This is a genomic window from Nocardiopsis sp. CC223A (assembly GCF_030766825.1).
Lineage (GTDB): Bacteria > Actinomycetota > Actinomycetes > Streptosporangiales > Streptosporangiaceae > Nocardiopsis.
Window position 1 is genome coordinate 16043 of sequence record NZ_JASFDV010000056.1, and the last position, 22828, is coordinate 38870.

Below are 22828 nucleotides of genomic sequence, written 5' to 3' on the forward strand. Positions count from 1 at the left end.
CGCCGTGCCGGGGCGGCCGTCAGGCCTCGTCGCCGCCGATCCGGTCGGGACCGGGGCCCTCCGGCGCGGAGTCCCCCCGCTGGCCGTCGCCCTCGGCGGTGTTGAAGATCGTCACGCGGGTGCGCCGGACCAGTTCGCCGCGCACCGCGGTCCCGCTCTCGGAGCGGGGCGGGTGGGCGGTGGCCCGCCGGGCCACCGCCCGGCGCGCCGCCTCCAGTTCGTTGGCCAGGTGGAACACCTGCTCGCGCAGCTGCTCCACCTCGTGTTCGAGTTCCAGGATCCGCTTGATCCCGGCCAGGTTGATGCCCTCCTCCTGCGACAGCCGCTGCACCTCGCGCAGTGTCTGCACGTCGCGCATGGAGTAGCGTCTACCGCGTCCGGAGGCCCGGCCCGGGGACACGATCCCCAGCCGGTCGTACTGCCGCAGCGTCTGCGGGTGCATGCCCGCCAACTCGGCCGCCACGGATATCACGTAGACCGGCGCGTCCACGCCGAAGGAGTCGTTCATCGGTCTCACGCACCCTTCGCCCGCGCTTCGAGCCCGTCGCGCGGGTCGTGGTCGGACGTCGCCGCGCGGAACTTCTCCAGGGCCTCGCGGGCGTCGCCGTTGAGGTTCTTGGGGACGGAGACCTCCAGGGTGACGATCATGTCGCCGGTGGTGCCGTCCTTGCGGGTGGCGCCCTTGCCGCGCACCCGCAGCTTGTGGCCGTTCTGCGTACCCGGCGGCACCTTGACCGTCACCGGGAAGCCGCCCAGGGTCGGGATGCGCACGTCGGCGCCGAGCACCGCCTCGGGGAACGTGACCGGAACGGTGATCGTGACGTTGTCGCCGGTCCTGCCGAACACCGGGTGCTCCTTCACGTGGACGACGACGTACAGGTCGCCCGCGGGCCCGCCGTTCTCGCCCGGCGCGCCCTTGCCCTTGATGCGGATGCGCTGGCCGTCGGCCACCCCGGCGGGGATGCGCGTCTGGATGGTGCGGGTGCTCTTGCCGCGCCCGCTGCCGTGGCAGGTGTCGCAGGGGTCGTCGACGACCAGGCCGCGCCCCTTGCACTCGCTGCACGGCTCCGACAGCGAGAAGCCGCCGAGGTTGGTGTTCTCGTGCCCGGTGCCCGAGCACTTGGGGCACATCCGCGGGGCGGTGCCCGCCTTGGCCCCGGTCCCCTTACAGGTGGGACAGGGCGCTTCGCTGGCCAACTGGAAGGAGCGGGTCACCCCGTCCGCGGCCTCCCGGAAGGTCAGGGTGGCCTCGGTCTCGACGTCGGAGCCGCGCCTGCTGCGCGTGCCGGTGCCGCCGCGGCCCCGGCCGCCGAACAGGCCGCCGAACAGGTCGCTGAGCCGCTCGCCGCCGGTGCCCCCGCTACCGGCGGTGCCGCCCTGGCCGAACAGATCGCTCATGTCGAACCCGCCCGGACCGGTCCCCCCGCCGGGCCGGTACGAGCCGCCGAACAGGGACCGCGCGTCGTCGTACTCCTTGCGGCGCTTGTCGTCCGACAGGACGTTGTACGCCTCGGAGATCTCCTTGAAGCGGCCCTCCGCCGCGGGGTCGCCGGTGTTGGCGTCGGGATGGTTCTCACGTGCCAGTTTGCGGTAGGACGACTTGATCTCGTCCTTGGAGGCGGTCTTTGAGACTCCGAGGACCTTGTAGTAGTCCTTCTCCAGGTAGTCCTTGGTGCTCATCGACTGAGTGCCTTCTCCCGCTGATCTGATCGCGTCCGATGTTTCCAGGTGGCCCCGGCCCGCCCGGGACCGGGGTCGGCCCTCCGGGCCACCCGAGGGTGGCCCGGAGAGCCGCGGGTCGCCCCGCTACTCGTCGTCGGCCCTGCCGCCGGAGTCCTCCGCGCCCTCGTCGGACGCTTCGGCGGGGTCGGGCGCCCCGGCGCCCTCCACCGGGTCCCCGACGACCACACGGGCCGGGCGCAGGACCCGCTCACCCATCCGGTACCCCGGCTGGAAGACCTCCACCACCGTCTGCACCGTGATGTCCGGGACCGGGATCAGGGTCAGCGCCTCGTGGATCTTCGGGTCGAAGTCGTCGCCCTGCTCCGCGAACCGCTCCAGGCCCAGCTTGGCGACCGCGCCCTCCAGGGCCTCGCCCACCGCCTTGAACCCGCCGGTGAGCTCGTCGTGGTCGCGGGCCCGGCCGATGTCGTCCAGGATCGGCAGGAGTTCACCCAGGACCTGGGCGGTGGCGACCTCTCGGACGGCCACCCGGTCCCGCTCGACGCGCTTGCGGTAGTTGGAGTACTCCGCCTGCACGCGCTTGATGTCGTTGGTGAGCTCCACGACCCGCTCGTCGGCGTTGATCGCCTCGGACACCACCTGCTCGGGGGTGTCGGGGATCTCGATGCCCTCGACCTCCTCGGTGTCGGCCTCGGCCTCCTCCGCGGCGGTCTCGCGCACCTCCCCGGTCTCCGGGTCGATGCGGCGGTTGTCGCGGATCACCGGCCCCCGGCGCTCCTCACCGTCGCCGTTGGTGCCGTTCGTGCTGTCAGACTGCGCCATCTGGGACGCGCCCTCCTTCCTCTCGGCCGAAGCGGGTCAGGACCGGTCGCCCTTGGTGTCCTCGTCGACGATCTCGGCGTCGACGACGTCGGCGTCGTCGGCCGGGGTGTCCGAGGCGGACTCGTCGGCGCCCTGCTGCTGGCCCTGGCTGTAGATCGCCGATCCGATCTTCTGGCTGGCCAGCGCGACCTTCTCGCTCGCCGTGCGGATGGTGTCGACGTCCGACCCCTCCAAGGCGGTCTTCAGTTCGCCCAGCGCGGCCTCGGTCTCCGAGCGCACGTCCGCCGGGATCTTGTCCTCGTTGTCCTTGATGACCTTCTCGGTCTGGAACACGAGGGACTCGGCGTTGTTGCGGACCTCGGCGCTCTCGCGGCGCTTGCGGTCCTCCTCGGCGTACTGCTCGGCGTCGCGGACCATCTTGTCGATGTCCTCCTTGGACATCGCCGAACCGCCGGAGATGGTGACGGACTGCTCGCGGCCGGTGCCCAGGTCCTTGGCGGTGACGTTGACGATGCCGTTGGCGTCGATGTCGAAGGCCACCTCGATCTGCGGGACGCCGCGCGGCGCCGGGGGCAGACCGGTCAGGTCGAAGACGCCCAGCTTCTTGTTATCGCGGGCCATCTCGCGCTCGCCCTGGTAGACCTGGATCTGCACGGACGGCTGGTTGTCGTCGGCCGTCGTGAAGATCTCGGAGCGCTTGGTCGGGATGGTCGTGTTGCGCTCGATGAGCTTGGTGAACACGCCGCCCTTGGTCTCGATGCCCAGCGACAGCGGGGTCACGTCCAGCAGCAGGACGTCCTTGACCTCGCCCTTGAGCACACCGGCCTGGAGCGCGGCGCCGATCGCCACGACCTCGTCCGGGTTGACGCCCTTGTTGGGCTCCTTGCCGCCGGTCAGCTCCTTGACGAGCTCGACGATGGCGGGCATGCGGGTGGAACCGCCGACCAGCACCACGTGCTCGATCTCGCTGAGGTTGATGCCCGCGTCCTTGATGACCTGCTGGAACGGGATCTTGGTCCGCTCGACCAGGTCGGCGGTCAGCCGCTGGAACTCGGCGCGGGTGAGCTTCTCGTCCAGGTGCAGCGGGCCCTCCGCCGAGGCGGTGATGTAGGGCAGGTTGATCTGCGTCTCGCTGGAGCTGGACAGCTCGATCTTGGCCTTCTCCGCGGCCTCGCGCAGGCGCTGGAGCGCCATCTTGTCCTTGGCCAGGTCCACGCCGTTGGCGTTCTTGAACTTCTCGACCAGCCAGTCGACGATCGCCTGGTCCCAGTCGTCGCCGCCCAGGTGGTTGTCGCCGTTGGTGGCCTTGACCTCCACCACGCCGTCGCCGACCTCCAGCAGGGAGACGTCGAAGGTGCCGCCGCCGAGGTCGTAGACGAGGATCGTGGCCTCGTCCTCCTTCTCCAGGTGGTAGGCGAGCGCGGCCGAGGTGGGCTCGTTGATGATGCGCAGGACGTTGAGGCCCGCGATCGTGCCGGCCTCCTTGGTGGCCTGGCGCTGGGAGTCGCTGAAGTACGCCGGGACGGTGATGACCGCGTCGGTCACGTCCTCGCCCAGGTAGGCCTCCGCGTCGCGCTTGAGCTTCTGGAGAATGAAGGCGCTGATCTGCTGCGGGTTGAAGGTCTTGTCGTCGATCTTCACCGTCCAGTCGGTGCCGATGTGGCGCTTGACCGACCGGATGGTGCGGTCGACGTTGGTGACCGCCTGGCGCTTGGCGACCTCGCCGACGAGGACCTCACCGTTCTTGGCGAAGGCGACGACGGACGGGGTGGTACGGGAGCCCTCGGCGTTGGTGATGACCGTGGGCTCGCCGCCCTCCAGGACCGCGACACAGGAGTTCGTCGTACCGAGGTCGATTCCGACCGCACGTGCCATGTTGCTTCCTCCGTCAAAGTTGAGTCGTTCGGGCGTAAGTTTGCTTCGTCCGGCGAGGGATGTCAAGTCAGTTGAGTCTGGTCGACTCAATTTACTTTCTACGACCTGACAACGAGCGACCCTGCGGGGTTGTTCCCGACTCCAGGGGTTTTCACGAGGAAGATGGCGGAACCCCGGGGGAACCCGGGGGGATCCTTGACCGTGGTCCGGGGGCGACCCCGAGAAGAACCAGGGACGACCCCGGGGTGGCGCGCGCCGCCACCATCCCGGCGGTACTTCCCTGGAATTCTTCTCCTCCGAACCTGTTACAAGCCCGGCCCCGCCCGGACCCCCGACAGAGCATCGCGCCACCCCCGCCCCAGGGGTTGTTCACCCGCCCGGGGCGCCCCGGAGGGCGTCGCGCCTGCCCCGGAACCCGGGGGTTACCCACCCGAGCGGGAACCCCCGGCCATATCCGGAGGGCGTCGCGCCTCCTCCGCCGCAGGGGGTCTCCCACCCGCCCGGGACGCCCAGCCATAGCCGGAAGGCGAACCGGGGCCCTGGCCCCGGGGGGTTGTCCACCCGACCGGAATGCTCAGCCCGAGCCGTGTCACGCCAGTGGGGTGCCCGGCCATAGGGGGTCTTCGCGACAGAGGTGAAGGTTTCCAAAAGCTCAGCCGCTTGGAAACGGACGGGGCGCTACGCGTGGGCCCGGCCCCGGCCGCAGTCGGCGCCCGGCAGCTTGTGGAGAGCATCGTTGGGCGCACACCCTGGGTGGTGGGGGTGTGATCGCCGGAGCCGGGTGCACGCGGAGCGTGCACACCCGCACCGCCCGGGGTGGGAGGCAATGGTCCGCCTGCAAAGGACAGGATGCTCCACGCTCGTTTGAAAGCCCGACCACAGGTGGGGTGACCCCGGTGGTGCCCGCCCTCCGTCACCGAAGGGGGGTTGAGGGAGGCGTCCCCGCGACCCCCGCCCCAGAGAGATGGACTCCGACGTGTCCGCCGCCTCCGCCCCAACGAATCGAAGCCCGGCGCCTCTTCGCCCCGGGTACCCGGGATGAAGATGGTGTCCCATCGAGTGGTGTGACTTTTCCGGCCCTGTTCCCACGGATGCGCGTCAGCGGTGCCGGGCGGATCGGTGCACCGCCGCCTCCGGCGGCTTCTTCATCCCGGTCAGCGGGCCGCCGGTACGCGGCGGCCCGCCCGGCTTCGGCCGACCATCGCGATGACCCGCAAGGACGCACCCGCGCGAAAATCACACCACTCCCGGGGACGTGACCGGGATGAAGACCGCCCTCCCCAGCCCAGAGGGGTGAACCCCGGCCGTATTCGCCCTCCCCAGCCCAGAGGGGTGAACCCCGGCCGTACTCGTCCTCCCCAGCCCAGAGGGGTGAACCCCGGCCGTACTCGTCCTCCCCAATCCAGAGGGGTGAACCCCGACCGTGTCCGCTACCTCTACTACCTCCACATCAAAGGGTGTGGCGGCACGTTTCCACTGACCTCAAGCCCAGCGGCGAAGGTCGCGCGCACGCCTCCCGACACCCCGGGCGGCCAGGGCGGTCAGTGCGGCCAGGGCGGTCATGTCCCCTGAAGCGGTGTGGCTTTCACGCGGGTGCGTCCTCACAGGAGGTCATCGCGATAATCGGCTGATGCCGGACGATCATCGCGCCCTGTCGCCACGATGACCCGGGTGGAAGCATCGCCGAAGGCGACGACGCACCGATCCGGCCTGCACCGCCGACGCGCGTATCCGTAGGAACAGGGCCGGAAAAGTACACCACCCGGCGGGACACCATCCGGGACGCCACCCGTGGCCACAGCCCTAACCGCCGCGGACACACCTCCTCGGGGGCGTGCCCGAGCCGGTGCCCTAGCCCGTGCCCGTGCCCCTGCCCGTGCCCCCTGCCCCTGCCCCCTGCCCCTGCCCATACCCGTCGGCTCCGGTCATCCCACCGGCGTGCACGACGGTGTCCGCCGGTGGGATGACCGATGCCGGGCGGTGCGGGGGAGGGGTGAAATGGGTGTATACGGTGCGAACAGGGGCATTGCATGGCCACTGCCGCGGCGCGTGTCACGGGGTGAACAGGGTGGACCCGCGTGGTTTTGTTGCGACAGGAGTCACTAGCGTTGCCCCTGCGCGGTCGGGGCTCCCCGCAGAGCCGGTGGCCGCCGCATGATTACCCGCTAGTAACATAGTTTCGACCGCCGGTGTGTGGCGCACCGGCCGACGCAGCAGGATGGGAGGCCACGGGCGATGCTGTACCTGATACTGGGCATCATCACCTCGGTCCTCGCCGTGGTCGCCTTCACCATGTTCGGTCTGGCCATCCGCCAGATCGTGCGGACCGTGAACGTGGGCCGACCGGTGGAGGCCGAACGCAAGGGGCCGTTCGGACAACGGCTCACGATGGCGATCATCGAGATCGTCGGCCACGGCAGGATGCTCAAACGGCCCTGGGTGGGTGTGGCCCACTGGTTCGTGATGGTCTCCTTCCCCCTGCTGGTCTTCACGGTCATCGAGGCCCAGGGCGAGGTCTTCGACCCGCACTTCCACCTGCCGTTCATCTACGACTGGACGATCTACGGCCTGGCCATCGAGTTCATCGCCGGGACCAGCCTCGTCGGCATCCTCGGCCTGACCACGTACCGGGTGCTCAACAGCCCCGGACGCAAGGGCCGCGCCTCGCGGTTCATGCACTCCAAGACGTGGACGGCCTACTACGTCGAGGCGTACATCATCGGCCTGCTCATCGCGATCTTCGCGATCCGCGGGTTCAAGGTCGCCTCCGACACCTTCCCGTTCCCGGTGTGGGCCACCCCGATCTCGCACGCGGTCGGCGCGGTCCTGCCGGGCGACGCCGCGATCGCCGACCCGGCGATCGCCCTGATCGCCGCGTTCAAGCTGATCATCAGCTACGCGTTCTTCATGGTCCTGGCCATGCAGCTCACCATGGGCGTGGGCTGGCACCGGTTCCTCGCCCCGGTCAACATCTACTTCAAGCGCAACGCCGACGGTTCCCCGTCGCTGGGCGGCGCCAAGCAGATGATGAACAAGGACGGGAGCGCGCCCCTGGACTTCGAGGAGGCCGACCCCGACGAGGACCCGTTCGGCGCGGGCAAGATCGAGGACTTCACCTGGAAGGGCCTCCTCGACTTCACCACCTGCACCGAGTGCGGCCGCTGCCAGTCCCAGTGCCCCGCCTGGAACACCGGCAAGCCCCTCTCCCCGAAGAAGGTCATCCTCGACCTCCAGCGGCACGCCTACGAGAAGGCCCCGTACCTGCTCCAGGGCATCACCGCCGAGACCCTCGCCGAGCAGCCCGACGAGTCCCACGCCGGCGTCGACGTCCTCGCCCTCCTGGAGAAGCCGCTGGTCGGCACCGAGGAGGAGGGCGGCGTCATCCACCCCGACGAGCTGTGGTCCTGCACCAACTGCGGCGCCTGCGTCGAGCAGTGCCCGGTGGACATCGAGCACATCGACCACATCCTCGACATGCGCCGCTACCAGGTCATGGTCGAGTCCAACTTCCCGTCCGAGGCCAACACGCTCCTGAAGAACCTGGAGAACAAGGCCAACCCGTGGGGCATGTCCGAGGACAAGCGCATGGACTGGATCGAGGAGCTGGCCTCCCAGGAGAACCCGGTCGAGGTGCAGGTCGTCGACGACAAGCTCGACGCGGACACCGAGTACCTGTTCTGGGTCGGCTGCGCCGGCGCCCTGGAGGACCGGGCCAAGAAGACCACCAAGGCCATCGCCGAACTGCTGGACATCGCGGGCGTCAAGTTCGCCGTCCTGGGCGGCATGGAGGCGTGCACCGGTGACCCGGCCCGCCGCCTGGGCATGGAGTACGTCTTCCAGATGCTGGCCCAGCAGAACGTCGAGACCCTCAACGAGGCCGGCGTCACCAAGATCGTGGCCAGCTGCCCGCACTGCTTCAACACCCTCGCCAACGAGTACCCGCAGCTCGGCGGCACCTACGAGGTCGTGCACCACAGCCAGCTGCTGGCCAAGCTGGTGGACGAGGGCAGGCTGACCCCGGTCGAGTCCATCGACGAGAACATCACCTACCACGACCCGTGCTTCCTGGGCCGCCACAACAAGGTGTACACGCCGCCGCGCGACATCATGGCCAAGGTGCCCGGCGTCAAGACGCAGGAGATGCACCGCCACAAGGAGCGGGGCTTCTGCTGCGGCGCCGGCGGTGCCCGCATGTGGATGGAGGAGCGGATCGGCAAGCGCATCAACACCGAGCGGGTGGACGAGGCGCTGACCACCAACCCCGACACCGTGTCCACCGCGTGCCCGTTCTGCCAGGTCATGCTGGGTGACGCGATCAACGAGAAGAAGTCGCAGGGCGAGGCGAAGGAGACCCTGGAGGTCGTCGACGTCTCCCAGCTGCTGCTGCGCTCGATCAAGGGCGGCAAGCCGCAGGAGACCGAGCCCGCCGACGCCTAGCCGTCGGACCGGCTCGTCGGCCTGGCCTGTCGGACCGGCTCGTCGGCCTGGCCTGTCGGCCCGGCCTGTCGGCCCGGTCCGTCGGCCGGACCCGGTCTCCGGGGGCGCCCACCTCGCGGTGAGCACCCCCCAGGGGGCGCTCACCGCGAGGTGGGCGCCCCTTCCGTCTTCTCCGAGCGGAGCAGCAGCAGGGCCAGCACGGCGATCCAGGTGAACCCGACCAGAAGGGACGCCCGCTGGTAGAGGCCGCCCACGGCGACCAGGCCCGGACTCTGCTGGAAACCGGCGCTCGCCCACATGAAGCAGCCGAAGAAGGCGACCGCGGTGAGCACCGAGTACCCGGCCACCACCCAGCGCCGGTCGGACAGGGCCCGCAGGGCGTAGAGCACACAGGCCAGCGGCAGCCCGAAGAAGAACAGCGCGGACGCCGCGTCGTGCAGGATGCCCAGCGGCGTGTAGACCAGCTCGTGGGGGGTTCCCGGCGGATAGCCGCTGACCGGGTCGCTGCGGAACAGCCCGGCGCCGATCAGGCCGATGCCGCACAGACCCAGCAGCCACGGGACGGGCCCGGTGCGCCCGGTGCGGCCGGTACGGCCCAGCTCCCGCCCGGCGCCGACCGCGAAGGCCGTGAGCAGCGCGCCGGTGAGCAGGAAGTTCAGCACCTGGACCCCGCCCGCCCCGGTGAGCGCCAGTGAGCTGACCGGGTGCCGGGCCAGGGAGTATTCGGGGCGCAGCAGGCCCGCCAGGGTGGACACCGCGAGGAAGAGGGGGCCTGCGGCGACCCCGCACCACAGAAGTCCGCGGTTGGGTGACATGGACATCCTTCGTCGTCGTGGACAGGGCACCACCTTAGGCTCGGCCCCGCCGGACCGGAAAGTCCGGTCGCGGTCGTCGGTCGGGTCCTTCCGGGCCCCGGGTGGGAACTCCAAATAACGGACTGTTTACGGAACGGTCGGGTGCAGGTCCGTATATCCGGAACTGTGGAAAGGCCGAAAATCCCGTCCGGACACCCGGAGCGGCGGGGCCCGGCGGGCCGGGAGCGGGTTCCGCGGTTATTCCTCCCGTGCGCTTCGAGCAGGGGAATCCCCCATCGGATATCACTTCCTGAGAAAAGATCACGCGGAGCCCGGAAAAGGAGGGAGTTCGCACCCCACGCACCCCGTTCTTCGTGTAGAACTCTTACCAGCACCCCCGACCGGGCGCCCGGCGCCCACCCGGGGTGTTGCCGCCCGTACGCGGTGAGGAAGGGGCGCGTGCGGGCGGCACCCCTGTGCCCGGGGCCGGAATCCATGGCACATGACATCTGTCATCGTCGGCCTCGGTGGATTCCCACACGCGATCGGTGACAACGGCGTCTGTGGTCCCGGCTCCGGTTCCGGGAATCTGGAGCCATGACGACGAGCACCGAACCCCTCCCCGACCGCACCGCCGCCGACGGCCCGGCGGTGGTCGTCCGCGACCTGCACCAGCACTACGGAAACTTCGAGGCGGTCAGGGGCATCTCCTTCGAGATCCGCCCCGGCGAGCTGTTCGCCCTGCTGGGCACCAACGGCGCCGGCAAGACCACCACCATCGAAACGCTGGAGGGTTTCCGCCGTCCCAGCTCCGGGACCCTGCGGGTGTTCGGCACCGACCCCTACGGCCAGCCCGCCGCCCTGCGCGGCCGCACCGGCGCCGTCCTCCAGGGCAACGGCCTGATGGAGGACCTCACGGTTCGGGAGTCCATCACCCTCGCCCACGACCTGGTCTCCGGCCCCCGCGACGTCGACGAACTGCTGGCGCTGGTCGCCCTCACCGACAAGGCCCGGATCCCGGTCCGCCAGCTCTCCGGCGGGCAGAAGCGCCGCCTCATCCTCGCCCAGGCCCTGGTCGCCCGGCCCGAGGTCCTCTACCTCGACGAGCCCACCACCGGCATGGACCCCGAGGCCCGGCACACCACCTGGCGGATCATCTCCGAGCTCAAGCGGCAGGGGGTCGCGGTCCTGCTCACCACCCACTACCTGGAGGAGGCCGAGCGCCTCGCGGACCGGCTCGCCATCATGCACCGCGGCGAGATCCGGGTCGAGGGGACCCTGGACGGCGTCCTCGCCTCCTGGGGCGACCGGATCACCTTCCGGCTGCCGGAGGAGGTCGGCACCGACGACCTGCCCGAGCTCGCCGGGGCCGAGGCCGCGGTGGGGACCCGCGACGGGCGGCTGTGGGCCACCTACACCGTCACCGGCGCCGACGTCGAGTCGCGGGCGCACCGGGTGGTCTCCGGGCTCGTCGCCTGGTCCGCCGAACGCGACGTGGTCCTGCGCAACCTCCAGGTGCGCGGCGCCTCTCTGGAGGACGTCTTCCTCCAGGTCGCCGGTGCCGCCGACCTCGCGGACCAGTCGCACCCCGCCCGCCTCGGCTGACGCCAGCAGCCCGCCCGCCCCCCGCCCGCCTCGGCTGACGCCTGCGGCACGGTTCCTCGCAGCAGCCCGCCACCACCACCCGCCCGGCCGCCATGGGCCCGGTGCGCCAGACGCTGCGCCTGGCCCGCACCGAGTTCACCCTCTTCGTCCGCTACAAGACCGCCTGGATGTTCCTGGGCCTGTCGCTGTTCATGTTCGTCGTCCCGATGAACCTGCCCAACGATCCCGTCCTGGGCGACATCGGCAGCGCCGACCTCGCCATGATCGCCGCGATGGGCAGCATCGGCCTGATCATCGGCATCGGCCACCCCTCGAACGTGTTCACCGCCCGCCGCGAGTCCCTCGTCCTCAAGCAGCTGCGGGTCAACGGGGTCACGCCGGGCGCGCTGTTCGGCGCGATGACGCTGCTGGTGACCGCCATGTCGCTGGCCATCGCCGTGCTGGGCGTCGGCCTGATCTACGCCAACTCCGGCTCGCTGCCGCAGGACCCGGTCATGCTGGTGCTCGCGATCACGCTCAGCGCCGTCTCCATGAGCTTCCTGGGCCTGTGCATCACCCCGCTGGTGCGTACCGCCGAGTCCGCCCAGATGGCCGCGATGGTGCCGATGATGTTCCTGCTCTTCACAGGCGGCAGCATCATGCCGACCAGCATGTTCCCGGACGCGTTCGTCGAGATGCTGAGCTTCCTGCCCTCCACCGCGGCGGGCCAGCTCGCCCAGGCCTCCTACACCGGCTACGACGTCTTCTCGGGCTATGAGTCCGCCACCCGGGCCGGGTTCGCGGAGCTGTGGGTCGCCGCTCTGCCCGCCGTCGGCCTGTTGCTGCTGTGGACGGTCCTGTTCGCCGTGCTGGCCTTCCGCACCTTCCGCTGGGACCCCCGCCAGCCCTGACACCCGCCCGCCCCACCCGGTACCACCCGTCCCACCCGTCCCACCCGGTACCGCCCGCCCCGATCGGGGCGGGCGTTCCCCATGAGGGAGACTCGAACGGTGAACCAGGAGTCCCCGACCCCTTCCCCGACCCCTTCCCCGACCCCGACCGCGGCGCAGCGGCGCCACCTGCGGACGGCCCGCAGGATGACCGCATACACGGTGCTGGTGACGCCCGTGATCGTGATCCTGTGGCCCGTGATCGAGTTCGTCCAGACACGCATGCACGGGAATCCGGGATGGTCGGAGGCCGTGTCCCTGGTCCTGCTCGTCGGCGCGACCGTGTGCATGGGCCCGCTGCTGGCCGCCCGGATGCGCGGGGAGGCGGCCCCGGACACGCGACTGTACGTCGCGTCCGTGCTCCTGACCTGGGCGGGGGTGCTGTTCCTGCGGGTCGAGGTGTACATGGTCTCCGCCCTGTCCGCCTGGCTGTCGGTGATGCTGCACCTGCACCGCGGCGGGAGGCGGCGTCCGGTGGTGCTGGCGGTGGTGACCGCCGTGATCCCGTGGATCGCCTGGCCGTTCCTCTATCCGTACGTTTCCGCCGGGTCGTTCGCGGTCACCTGGACGGGCGGGGTCGCCATGGGGATCCTCTTCTACCTGGGCTGCACGGTCTCCTTCCGGCTGTGGGACATCGTGCGCGATGCCTTCGCCGCCCAGGAGGCCAAGGCCCGGCTGGCGGTGGCCGAGGAACGGCTGCGGTTCACCCGGGACCTCCAGGACCTGCTGGGCCGGGACCTGACCGTGCTGGCGACCCGGGCCGCGCGGGCTGAGCGGAACGTCTCCCGGAACCCGGAGGAGGCCCGTACCGAGGCCGCCGAGGTGCACGCACTGGCCCGCGACGCGCTGCGCCGGGTCCGCGCCGCGGTCAGCGGCTACCGGGAACTGGACCTGGCCGAGGAGGTGCGGTCGGTGGCGGCGACCCTGGCGGCCGACGGCACCCGGGCCACCGTGACGGGGCTGGACGGCCTGGACCCCTCTCCGGCGGAGGCGTCCCTGGCGGCCCGGGTGGTGCGCGAGGGCGGCAGCAACGTGCTGCGGCACAGCGACGCCACCCGCTGCCGGATCTCCTTCTCCCGGGACCCCGGCACCGGGCGGGCGGTGGTGGAGGTGTCCAACGACCGGGCCCGCCCGGGAGCGGACACCGGCCCCGGCGGTGTGACGGGAGGGCTGGCCGACCGGGTGCGCCGGGAGGGTGGCACACTGTCGGCGGTGCGCACGGATGAGGGCGACTACCTCCTGCGCGTGCACCTGCCCGCCGGTGCGCACCCTTCCCCTGACTCCCCCGACTCCCCCGACTTCCCTGACTCCCCCGACGCCGAGGAGGTGCGTTGACCTTCCCCCGACGCCGAGGAGACGTGTCCGTACCCTCACCCTCCGACGGCCGACACGGCCGACACGACCGCACGATGCGCTTCGCCCGCCTGATCATCATGCTCACGCTGGGCACGCTCGCGATGCTGCTGGCGGGGATCCCCCTGTTCGGGATCGTCTTCGCCGGGCCGGTGCACGACACGTGGCGCCCGTTGGCGGCCCTGGGCACCTCGGTGCCCCTGGCGGTGCTGGTCCTACTGCTGATGCGGGACCGGATCGACGGCCGCCGCAACCCCGACCCCCGCCTCTACTGGGGTTCGCTCGCCCTGCTCGCCGCCACCTCCGTCCTGATCCAGGACGTGATGCTGACGATGGCCCTGTACGCCTCCTGGTGGTCCGTGGGCGTGTTCGCCGCGCCGCGCCGCCGGGGGATCCCCGTCACCCTGGCGCTGCTGGCCGCCCCGTGGGCGTTCGTCCTCGTCGGGGAAACGGGTCTCCCGCTCATCGTCCACCTGCTCTTCTGGATCGGGGCCATCATGTGGGCGCTGCTCATGGCCTCCGGTTCGATGGCCACCATCTGGCTGTGGGACATCGCCATACAGGCGGTGGAGGGACAGGAGGCCCGGGCCCGGCTGGCGGTCACCGAGGAACGGCTGCGGTTCGCCCGCGACATGCACGACCTGCTCGGGCACAGCCTGTCGGCGCTGGCGGTCAAGGCCGAGCTGGCCGGGCGGCTCGTCGACCGGGCCCCCGAACGCGCGGAGAAGGAACTGCGCGAGGTCCACGACCTGGCCCGGGAGGCGCTGGGCCAGGTGCGCACGGCGGTCAGCGGCTACCGGGACCTGGACCTGGCCGAAGAGGTCGCCTCGGTGCGCGGGGTCCTGGAAACCGCCGGGACCCGGGTGGAGGTCACCGGACTGGCGGACCTGCTGGCGGACCTGGAGGTCCCCGGGGAGGCCACCGCACCGATCGCGTGGGTGGTGCGCGAGGGCGGTACCAACGTGCTGCGGCACAGCGAGGCGACCCACTGCCGGATCGACTTCTCCCTGGTCCGCGGGGAGGGCGGCAGGGCACTGGTGGTGGAGATGTCCAACGACGGGGCCGGTGAGGGGAACGGCGACAAGGGCAACGGCCTGAACGGGCTGTCCGAGCGGCTGTCGGCGGTGGGCGGCGGACTGACGGCGGCGCGTACCCGTGAGGGCGGGTTCCTGCTGCGTGCCGTGCTGCCGCTCTGACTTCAGCGGGTTCGGGCCGGGTCCTCGGGGGTGGAGATCAGTCCCAGTGCCCGGTCCAGTTCCTCCTGGGCCAGGCGGTGGTCGGCGTGGGCGGCGGCGATGAGCACCTCCGCGTACCCGTGAGGGCGGGTTCCTGCTGCGTGCCGTGCTGCCGCTCTGACCTCAGTGGGTTCGGGCCGGGTCCTCGGGGGTGGAGATGAGTCCCAGTGCCCGGTCCAGTTCCTCCTGGGCCAGGCGGTGGTCGGCGTGGGCGGCGGCGATGAGCACCTCCGCGTACCCGTGAGGGCGGGTTCCTGCTGCGTGCCGTGCTGCCGCTCTGACTTCAGTGGGTTCGGGCCGGGTCCTCGGGGGTGGAGATCAGTCCCAGTGCCCGGTCCAGTTCCTCCTGGGCCAGGCGGTGGTCGGCGTGGGCGGCGGCGATGAGCACCTCCGCGTACAGCTCGATCTCGTCGAGCGCGACGTGGTCGTGCAGCGGGGCGGGCCGGCCCGGTTCGGATGCCACACGCGTTCACCCCCCGGGGAGTACAGAGGTGTCCTGGACGGGAACGGGTCCCCCTGAGGAGCGGACGGTGGAGGGTGTGATGACCCGTCCGGAGGACCCGGACCCAGAGTACGCGGCCCCCTCCCGGACCCGCATGACCCGGGAGGACCAGTGCCGGGGTCATCCGGTCCGACCAGGGCGACGGTACCTCCCGGTCCACCCGTCACTCTTCTCCCACCACCCGCTCACTCCCCGTTCCGGGCTCAGCGCCAGGTGACCCCGGCGTGCTCCCGGGCGAGCTGCGCGTAGTGGGCGGCGGTGTACTCCAGGACGGCCCGGTCGTCGTCGCGGAGCTCCCGGACGACCTTGCCGGGAACGCCCGCCCACAGGGTGCCGGGCGGCACGGTCTTGCCCGGCGGCACCAGCGCGCCCGCGGCGACGAAGGCGCCCCTGCCCACCCGGGCCCCGCCCATGACGGTCGCGCCGATGCCGATGAGCGAGCCCTCCTCGACGATCGCGCCGTGCACCATCGCCTTGTGGCCCAGGCTGACGCCGTCGTGCAGCTCCACCGGCTGGCCGGGGTCGGCGTGCAGGCCGCACTGGTCCTGGATGTTCACGCGCTCGCCCACCACGATGTCCTCGGTGTCGGCGCGCAGGACCGATCCGTACCAGACACTGCTCTGGGCGCCCAGCCGGACGCGGCCGACCACGACGGCGCCCGGGGCGATCCAGGCGTCGGGGTGGATCTGCGGGGTGCCGAACCCGGCCTCGCCGATCCGCGGCCCGGGACCCGCCTCGCGGTCCTCGATCCCACTGCCCATGTCGTGTCCTCCCTTTCGGTGGAGTGTGCACCGGCCTTCACGGCGGTGCGGAAGGTGGCGAAGTTGACCGCTCCGCCCCCGCGCGGGGATGATCGCGCATACCTTAGTAAGAACGTGATCGGAGGACGCACGCCGATGTCCCCTTCGGGACTCTTGACGGGGTATCGCGGCGTGTGTCTACCGTGGTCGTTCGGTCGTCCACAGTGTGACGCTCCGCGCCCGATCTTCCCCTCGTGCGATCGCGGCCGCGGTGAAAAAGGACACTCGCCTACAGCCCGTGCTTTGCGCGGACTTGCGGGTGTTCACCGGACAATTGGGTACGGGGCAACTCTCACCAGCTGCGACGTGCAGCCGATGACGGTGTACTAGGACATGAAAGGCACATGAGCGATATGTTGCCGGGTAGCGGACTGCAACAGGACATGTTCCCGACGGTGCGCAAGGGCGGCTATGACAAGGCGTCGGTCGACGAGCGCTTCATTCGTCTGAACAACGACAACCAGAGTCTGCGCCAGCGTCTGAACCAGATGGACGACGAGCTGGAGCAGTACAAGCGGGACCTGGCGGTCGCCCGTGAGAAGGCCCAGACCAAGCCGGAGCACGAGCAGATCAGCGAGCGCATGGCCGAGATCCTCCGCATCGCGGAGGAGGAGGCCAACGAGCGCCGGGCCAAGGTGGACTCCGAGGTTCAGGAGTCCAAGAAGCGGGCCCAGGAGGAGATCGCCAAGCTCCGCAAGGACGCCGAGGACCACGCCGAGCGCATCATCTCCTCCGCGCGTGCGGAGGCCAACGAGATGGTCACCGGTGCCAAGAAGGAGTCGGACCAGCTCCGCGAGCAGGCCAAGCAGGAGGGCGAGCGCCGCCTGGGCGAGGCCGAGGCACGGGCCAAGAAGATCCACGACACCGCCGACCGCAGGCTCGCGACGCTGACCGCGACGCACTCCGAGGCGCTGCGCCGCCTGCGCGACATGCACGCCACGCTGGCGGACCTGGTCACGGCGGAGGACAAGGCGGGTGCGCTGGAGACCGGCCTGACCCGCGAGGAGAGCGTCTCCGCGGCCCCGGCCAAGCCGGCGCCCGCCAAGCCGGAGCCGGCCAAGCCCGAGCCCGCCAAGCCGGCGGAGCCGGTCAAGCCGGAGGCCGCCAAGGCGCCCGGCCCGGTCAAGCCCGAGTCCGCGGCCAAGGTCGAGGCCAGGACCGAGGTCTTCACGCCCAAGCCCAAGCCGGAGCCCGCCGAGCCCGAGGCCGCGGAGCCGGCCAAGCCCGAGCCCGCCAAGTCGGAGCCCGCCAAGCCGGCGGAGCCGGCCCCGGACGAGGCCACCATCCGGATCACCTCCATCCCCGAGGTGCCGGACGAGTCCACGGTGCGGATCAAGCCCAACCCCCGGCCGCAGGGCCCGGCCCAGGGCCAGCAGCCCAAGGGGCCGCAGGCCGATGCCCCGCGTCCCCCGCAGGGCGCCAGGTTCACCGGCCCCGCCCCCGAGGGCGGCCCGCAGGGCACCGGTCCGCAGGCTCCGCAGGGCACGGGCCCGCAGGCCCCGGACACCGCCGAGCCCGGTGGTGACCCGGGCATCACCGGTATCTACCGGCGCCCGGAGGGCGGCCGGCCGCCGTCGGGTGAAGAGGGCGTGCGGGTCATCCGCAAGCCGTAGCGTCGGCGCCGGGCGCACGACGATTCCGGGGTGGGGACCGAGGTCCCCACCCCTGGTGTTTTATGTCCGGTTGTAGGGCGACGTCCGCCTTGTCGCGGGGGGTCGGCTACGATTCCGGAAGCCATGATTATCCGTGCGGCCATCCGGTCCGACCTCGGTGCGATTCTGCGTCTCCTCCGCGAACTCGGCGATACGACCCACACGCAGAGCGCTCACGTCCGCATGTCCTCCGCCGCCGTGCGCGCCTGGACCCGGATGGAGAACGACCCGGACCGCACCGTCCTGGTCGCCGAGCAGCGGGGCCAGATCATCGGCACCCTCGACCTGCTGGTGATCGCCAACCTCACCCACGACGCCCAGCCCTGGGCGGTGGCCGACAACCTCGTCGTCGACCCGAACCTGCGCCGCCGCGGCATCGGCCGGGCCCTGATGGAAGACGCGCTGGACCGCGCCTCCCGGGCCGGGTGCTACAAGGTGGAGCTGCTGTCCCACGAGAGCGGGCAGGGCGCCCACGCGTTCTACAAGGCCCTCGGCTTCGCCGACTCCGCCGAGGGCTTCCGCCGCTACCTCTGAGCTTGAGATTCAACCCGCCCTCTCGGTCGGCTCGTTGAGCAGACCGAGGGGTTTTTGCGTTCGGCGGACGACGAAGCGGCCCCGGGGAGATCCTGTGCGCTGTCGAGACGCCGGTGAACCCACCGCGAGGCCGCAGAGATGCGTCCGCTGCACGATCGCGCCCACGTCGAGCCGTTGTCCGCCCTGTCCCGGTTCCGGACCGGCCTGCCCGCCTGCCCGCCCTGCCGTGCCGACGCCCTGCCGTGCCGACGCCCCGCCGTGCCGACGCCCTGTTCGAGCCGTGCGACGCGATCCTGTGCGCCGACGGCCCCGTCACCTCCCCCGCAGGCGCTTCACCGGTCTCCGGCCTTGGGGCCGCCGCGCAGCGGCACACCCCGCATGAACGCCACCGCGGCCAGGCCCAGCACGGCGATGGGCACACCCGCCAGGAACACCCCCTGCATCGCGTGGTCGAACGCGCCCACGACCACGTCGCGCACCGGACCCGGCAGCGCGTGCACCAGTTCCGGTGAGCCCTGGGCGGCCCGGCCCGCCCCGGCCAACTGCTCCGACAGCCCCGCGGCGCCCGAGTCGGTCCCGGCCGCGGCATCGGCCGCCGCCCGCTCCCGGGCCGCCGCCACCGCGGCCGCCAGCTCGCCGTTGAGGCGCCCGACCATCACCGCGCCGAACGCCGCCACACCCGTGGCCCCGCCCAGGTTGCGGAAGAACACCACCGAGGCGGTGCCCGCGGCCATGTCGGCGGTGGGCAGCGAGCTCTGCGTGGCCAGCAGCAGGAGCTGCATGTTCAGTCCGAAGCCCAGCCCCACCAGGGCCTGCCCGGCGACCACCGCGGTCAGCCCCGGGTCCAGGTGCGCCAGGGAGAGCAGCACGAACCCGACCACGCACAGGACCATGCCGACGACCGGGTAGGCCTTCCACCGGCCGCTGCCGCTCACCGCGTACCCGGAGCCGATCGAGGTGACCAGGAACGCCGCCACCAGCGGCAGCGTCATCATCCCCGACACGGTCGGGCTCATCCCGTGGACCATCTGAAGGTACTGCGGCATGTAGATGATCAGGCCGAACATCATCATGCCCACGCACACCGAGGCCGCCGAGGCCAGCACGAACGTCCGGTTCCGGAACAGCCGGGCCGGGATGATCGCCTCACGTGCCCGCCGCTCCACGACCACGGCGCCCGCCGTCAGCAGCACCGCGGCGACGCCCAGGCCGATCGCCAGGGGCGAGGTCCAGGCGATCTGGGTGCCGCCCAGGCTGAGCAGCACGATCGCGGTGCTGGCCGCCCCGAAGATCAGGGCGGCCCCGGTGTGGTCGACCGGGGCGTCGCGCCGGGGCGTGAACGGCATGGTGAACATGAACTGGATGACCACGAACGCGAAGACCGCCAGCGGCACCGTGATGAGGAAGCACCAGCGCCACCCCAGCGGACTGTCCACCAGGAACCCGCCGACCAGCGGTCCCAGCACCGTGGACACCCCGAACACCATGCCGATGAGGCCGCTGTAGCGGCCGCGCTCGCGGGGGGACACCACGTCGCCCAGGATGATGTTGGGGAGTGTGGCCAGCCCGCCCACGCCCAGGCCCTGGAGGGCGCGGGCGGCGATGAGCCAGTTGATGTCCTGGGCCAGCCCGGCCGCGACCGACGCGACGATGAAGACGCCCAGAGCCACCTGGAACAGCAGCTTGCGGCCCCAGATGTCGGACAGCTTGCCCCACACGGGGGTGGAGGCGGTCATGGTGAGCAGGGCGGCGGTCGCCACCCAGGCCAGCCGGTCCTGTCCGCCGAGTTCGCCCATGATCGTCGGCAGCGCGGTGCCGACGATGGAGTTGGTGAGCATCGAGGTGAGCATCGCCAGGACGAGGCCGACCATGATGCGCCGGACCACCCTGCGGGAGGGCAGGGCCTGGGCGTGGGGATCGGGCGGTTCCGGGGTACGGGTGACGGGTGTACTGCGCACTGCCTGTTCCAACGAGATCCCTCATCCCGGACACACGAAAGGCCCCGAGGCGCACTGCCGGGGGCGGGATGTCCGTCTTCAGGTATATGTAAACGGTGTTGACCTTGTCAAGTCGATATCACCGAGGACGATTCGGTAGGCGAACGGGCGCCCGGGGTGCCAACCTGGAATCGGCACAGTCAGAGCAGCGCCGCCGGAGGGTGTGGAGATGGACGGTACGGACGGAACCGGAAGTGGTGCCGGGCCCGCCCGCGGCCGCGAGGCGACCAGGGCGCGCATCCTGGCCAGCGCTCGGGAGCTCTTCACCGAGGAGGGCTACGGCGCCGTGTCCTCGCGCAAGATCGCCGCGCACGCCGGGGTCAACGTCGCCCTGATCAACCGCTACTTCGGGGCCAAGCGCGGGCTGCTCACCGAGATCCTCCGCGAGGACGGCGTGTTCCCCGGCCTGATCGAGGGGGACCGGGACACCCTCACCCGGCGGCTGGCCGAGCACGCGGTGAGCCGCCTGCACGGCGAGAGCTCCGCGCTCCAGCGGGCCCTGGACCACTCGGCGGGCGACCCCGACCTCCAGGCGGTCTACCAGGGGCGCATCACCAGCGCCCTGATCGACCCGTTGGAGGCCTACCTCGGCGGCGGCACCGCCGCCCGTGCGCACGCCTCCCTGGTGACCGCGCTGATGCTCGGCCTCACCCGGGTCCGCCTGGTGGAGGGCGCCACGGCGCTGCGCGCCCAGGAACGGGAGGACCTCACCCGGCGCGTCGAGGCACTGCTCGACCTGTGCCTGGAGGACTTCACCGACGACTAGCCCGCCCGTCACCCGCCACCGCTCGCCCGTCTCCGGGGCCGCCCGGCCGCCATCCGCCACCGCCCGGCCCGTCGTCCGCGACCGTCCGCCCGCCATCCGCCACCGCCAGCCCGTCGCCAGCGACCGTCCGCCCGTCTCCGGGGCGGCCCGTCCGTCATCCGCTGCCGCCTGCCCGTCACCCGCCACCCCCGCCCGCCACTCGCCACCCGCCACCGCCCTCACAAGACGGCCTGCGGCCGCGGTGTTCCCCTCGTACGGACGGCCTGTGGCGCGGTTCCACCTTTTTGCCGGAACGGCAACGGGATTGGCGCCCGGCGGCCGTCGGCGGTGAGGCTGGTCGCGGAGGTGGTCGACGATGACCGATGAGCAGTTCCCCGACGCGCCCCCGCCGGAGATGTTCCGCGCGGAGTACTGGGACGAGCGCTTCTCCGCCCCGGAGCGGATCTGGAGCGGGAACCCCAACGTCGCTCTGGTGGCCGAGGCGGCGGACCTGGCGCCCGGCCGGGCGCTGGAGGTCGGCAGCGGCGAGGGCGACGACGCCCGGTGGCTGGCCGAACAGGGCTGGGAGGTGACCGCCACGGACATCTCCGCGGTGGCCCTGGAGAAGGCGTCCGCCCGGATCGCCGAGCAGTCACCCGCGGCCGCCGAGCGGATCACCTGGTGGCGGACCGATGTCTCGGGTTGGGAGCCCCCGGCGGGCGCTTTCGACCTGGTGACCTCGCACTACCTGCCGCTGCGCCCGGAGCAACGGGCCGGGGTGTTCGCCGGGATGGCCGCCGCGGTCGCACCGGGAGGGACCCTGCTGCTGGTCTCCCACGCGCTGCGTGACCTGGAGAACGGGATGCCGCTCCCGCCGTGGCCGGAGATGTTCCCGACCCTGGAGGAGCTGGCGGCCCTGGTACCCGAGGACCACTGGGAGACGGTGACGCTGGAGGAACGGCCGCGCCCGGCCGTCTACGGCGGCACGGAGTACACCATCCACGACGTGATCCTGCGCGCCCGCCGCCGCGCCTGACCACGGGCGCCCGCCCGCCCAGCCCTGCCCTGCCCAGCCCTGCCCCGCCCCGGTCCGGTCCGGGGCAGGGTGCCCACGGGGTGCTGGCGGCCCGGAGCGGACGTCCTCGTTCCTCGGACGTTCGCTCCGGGCCGCCGGGTCCACTCGAACCCGATCCCCGATCCCCGATCCCCGATCTCCGATCCCCGGGCGCCCGAGCACGGCCCGAAGCGGAGTGGAGGCCCGGAGAGGTGGGGCTAGTCGCGGAGCTTGGCGACGACGTCGATCTCCACCAGGATGTCGGCGAGGTCGGAGCCCACGGTGGTGCGCACCGGGTAGGGCGCGCTGAAGTGCTTCTCGTACACCGCGTTGTACTCGGCGAAGTCCCGCTTGAGGTGCTCCAGGTGCACGGTGGTCTTGACGACGTCGTCCAGGGTCAGGCCGTGCTCGGCCAGGACGGCGGAGATGTTGGCCAGCACCTGCTCGGTCTGCTCCCCGACGCCCGGGGCGACCGCGCCGGTCGCCGGGTCCTGCGGGCCGAAGCCCGCGGTGAAGAGGAACCCGCCCGCGACGATCCCCTGGCTGTAGGCGCCGGCGGGGGCGGGGGCGTTGTCCGTGCGGACCGCCTTCTTGGACATCCGTGGTCTCCTTGTGGTCGCGGGTCTCGCGTGCCGGGCCCGCCTCGTCGATAATGCCTGTACCGGCGTGCTTGCGGATGCACATGCGGATGCGCACACCGGTGCACACGCCGAACGGCGGGGCGGTCCGGGCCACGCTTATTGGCAACAAAGTTATCAATTTTGTTCCCGGAAGCGTATCTTGGCCCCACCGACATCCGGCCGACGATACC

The 22828-nt window shown here is 71.3% G+C and carries 18 protein-coding genes; 9 read left to right on the forward strand and 9 right to left on the reverse strand.

The window, feature by feature from the left end; genetic code table 11:
* Positions 1–19: 19 nt before the first annotated feature.
* The 4 genes from QJS33_RS20760 to dnaK all read right to left on the reverse strand — a co-directional run bounded on the left by QJS33_RS20760 (position 20) and on the right by dnaK (position 4380).
* Entirely contained in the window at positions 20–508 is a 489-nt protein-coding gene (locus QJS33_RS20760; protein WP_306369703.1) for a heat shock protein transcriptional repressor HspR, read from the reverse strand.
* 5 nt (positions 509–513) lie between these two features.
* Positions 514–1680: a molecular chaperone DnaJ gene (gene dnaJ / locus QJS33_RS20765; protein ID WP_306369704.1), complete on the reverse strand. Its 1167-nt coding sequence runs from the start codon at positions 1678–1680 to the stop codon at positions 514–516.
* 126 nt (positions 1681–1806) lie between these two features.
* Positions 1807–2505, reverse strand: coding sequence for a nucleotide exchange factor GrpE (gene grpE / locus QJS33_RS20770; protein WP_306369705.1), 699 nt, complete (start codon positions 2503–2505; stop codon positions 1807–1809).
* A 36-nt stretch (positions 2506–2541) separates the two neighbouring features.
* Positions 2542–4380, reverse strand: a complete 1839-nt coding sequence (gene dnaK, locus QJS33_RS20775; RefSeq protein WP_306369706.1) for a molecular chaperone DnaK — start codon at positions 4378–4380, stop codon at positions 2542–2544.
* Between the two features lie 2235 nt (positions 4381–6615).
* Here dnaK and QJS33_RS20780 point away from each other — a divergent pair.
* Positions 6616–8817: a (Fe-S)-binding protein gene (locus QJS33_RS20780; protein WP_306369707.1), complete on the forward strand. Its 2202-nt coding sequence runs from the start codon at positions 6616–6618 to the stop codon at positions 8815–8817.
* Positions 8818–8957: 140 nt separating this feature from the next.
* Here the strand turns inward: QJS33_RS20780 and QJS33_RS20785 are convergent, their stop codons facing one another.
* Positions 8958–9632, reverse strand: a complete 675-nt coding sequence (locus tag QJS33_RS20785; protein ID WP_306369708.1) for a DUF998 domain-containing protein — start codon at positions 9630–9632, stop codon at positions 8958–8960.
* A gap of 576 nt (positions 9633–10208) precedes the next feature.
* Between QJS33_RS20785 and QJS33_RS20790 the strand changes: the two genes are divergently transcribed.
* From QJS33_RS20790 to QJS33_RS20805, 4 genes are all read left to right on the forward strand, one after another.
* Positions 10209–11216, forward strand: coding sequence for an ABC transporter ATP-binding protein (locus QJS33_RS20790; protein WP_306369709.1), 1008 nt, complete (start codon positions 10209–10211; stop codon positions 11214–11216).
* Positions 11217–11308: 92 nt separating this feature from the next.
* Positions 11309–12106, forward strand: a complete 798-nt coding sequence (locus tag QJS33_RS20795) for an ABC transporter permease (RefSeq protein WP_306369710.1) — start codon at positions 11309–11311, stop codon at positions 12104–12106.
* Between the two features lie 186 nt (positions 12107–12292).
* Positions 12293–13480, forward strand: a complete 1188-nt coding sequence (locus tag QJS33_RS20800; RefSeq protein WP_306369711.1) for a sensor histidine kinase — start codon at positions 12293–12295, stop codon at positions 13478–13480.
* Between the two features lie 23 nt (positions 13481–13503).
* Positions 13504–14694, forward strand: coding sequence for a sensor histidine kinase (locus QJS33_RS20805; RefSeq protein ID WP_306369712.1), 1191 nt, complete (start codon positions 13504–13506; stop codon positions 14692–14694).
* A 322-nt stretch (positions 14695–15016) separates the two neighbouring features.
* On the opposite strand, the gene QJS33_RS20810 is transcribed toward QJS33_RS20805, so the two are convergent.
* Both QJS33_RS20810 and QJS33_RS20815 read right to left on the reverse strand, forming a co-directional pair.
* The gene (locus QJS33_RS20810; protein WP_306369713.1) at positions 15017–15196 is read right to left on the reverse strand and encodes a hypothetical protein; all 180 of its coding nucleotides are present in this window, start codon (positions 15194–15196) and stop codon (positions 15017–15019) included.
* Between the two features lie 242 nt (positions 15197–15438).
* A complete protein-coding gene (locus QJS33_RS20815) occupies positions 15439–15996 on the reverse strand; it encodes a gamma carbonic anhydrase family protein (RefSeq protein WP_306369714.1) in 558 nt (185 codons plus the stop codon).
* Positions 15997–16388: 392 nt separating this feature from the next.
* Between QJS33_RS20815 and QJS33_RS20820 the strand changes: the two genes are divergently transcribed.
* Both QJS33_RS20820 and QJS33_RS20825 read left to right on the forward strand, forming a co-directional pair.
* Positions 16389–17648: an ATP synthase F0 subunit B gene (locus QJS33_RS20820; protein ID WP_306369728.1), complete on the forward strand. Its 1260-nt coding sequence runs from the start codon at positions 16389–16391 to the stop codon at positions 17646–17648.
* A 123-nt stretch (positions 17649–17771) separates the two neighbouring features.
* A complete protein-coding gene (locus tag QJS33_RS20825) occupies positions 17772–18221 on the forward strand; it encodes a GNAT family N-acetyltransferase (RefSeq protein WP_306369715.1) in 450 nt (149 codons plus the stop codon).
* A 332-nt stretch (positions 18222–18553) separates the two neighbouring features.
* On the opposite strand, the gene QJS33_RS20830 is transcribed toward QJS33_RS20825, so the two are convergent.
* Positions 18554–20179, reverse strand: coding sequence for an MDR family MFS transporter (locus QJS33_RS20830; RefSeq protein WP_372339691.1), 1626 nt, complete (start codon positions 20177–20179; stop codon positions 18554–18556).
* A gap of 208 nt (positions 20180–20387) precedes the next feature.
* Between QJS33_RS20830 and QJS33_RS20835 the strand changes: the two genes are divergently transcribed.
* Together QJS33_RS20835 and QJS33_RS20840 are read left to right on the forward strand one after the other, a co-directional pair.
* Positions 20388–20984, forward strand: a complete 597-nt coding sequence (locus tag QJS33_RS20835; protein WP_306369716.1) for a TetR/AcrR family transcriptional regulator — start codon at positions 20388–20390, stop codon at positions 20982–20984.
* A gap of 355 nt (positions 20985–21339) precedes the next feature.
* A complete protein-coding gene (locus tag QJS33_RS20840; protein ID WP_306369717.1) occupies positions 21340–21999 on the forward strand; it encodes a bifunctional 2-polyprenyl-6-hydroxyphenol methylase/3-demethylubiquinol 3-O-methyltransferase UbiG in 660 nt (219 codons plus the stop codon).
* A gap of 236 nt (positions 22000–22235) precedes the next feature.
* Here the strand turns inward: QJS33_RS20840 and QJS33_RS20845 are convergent, their stop codons facing one another.
* A complete protein-coding gene (locus QJS33_RS20845; protein WP_306369718.1) occupies positions 22236–22616 on the reverse strand; it encodes a RidA family protein in 381 nt (126 codons plus the stop codon).
* Positions 22617–22828 lie beyond the last annotated feature (212 nt).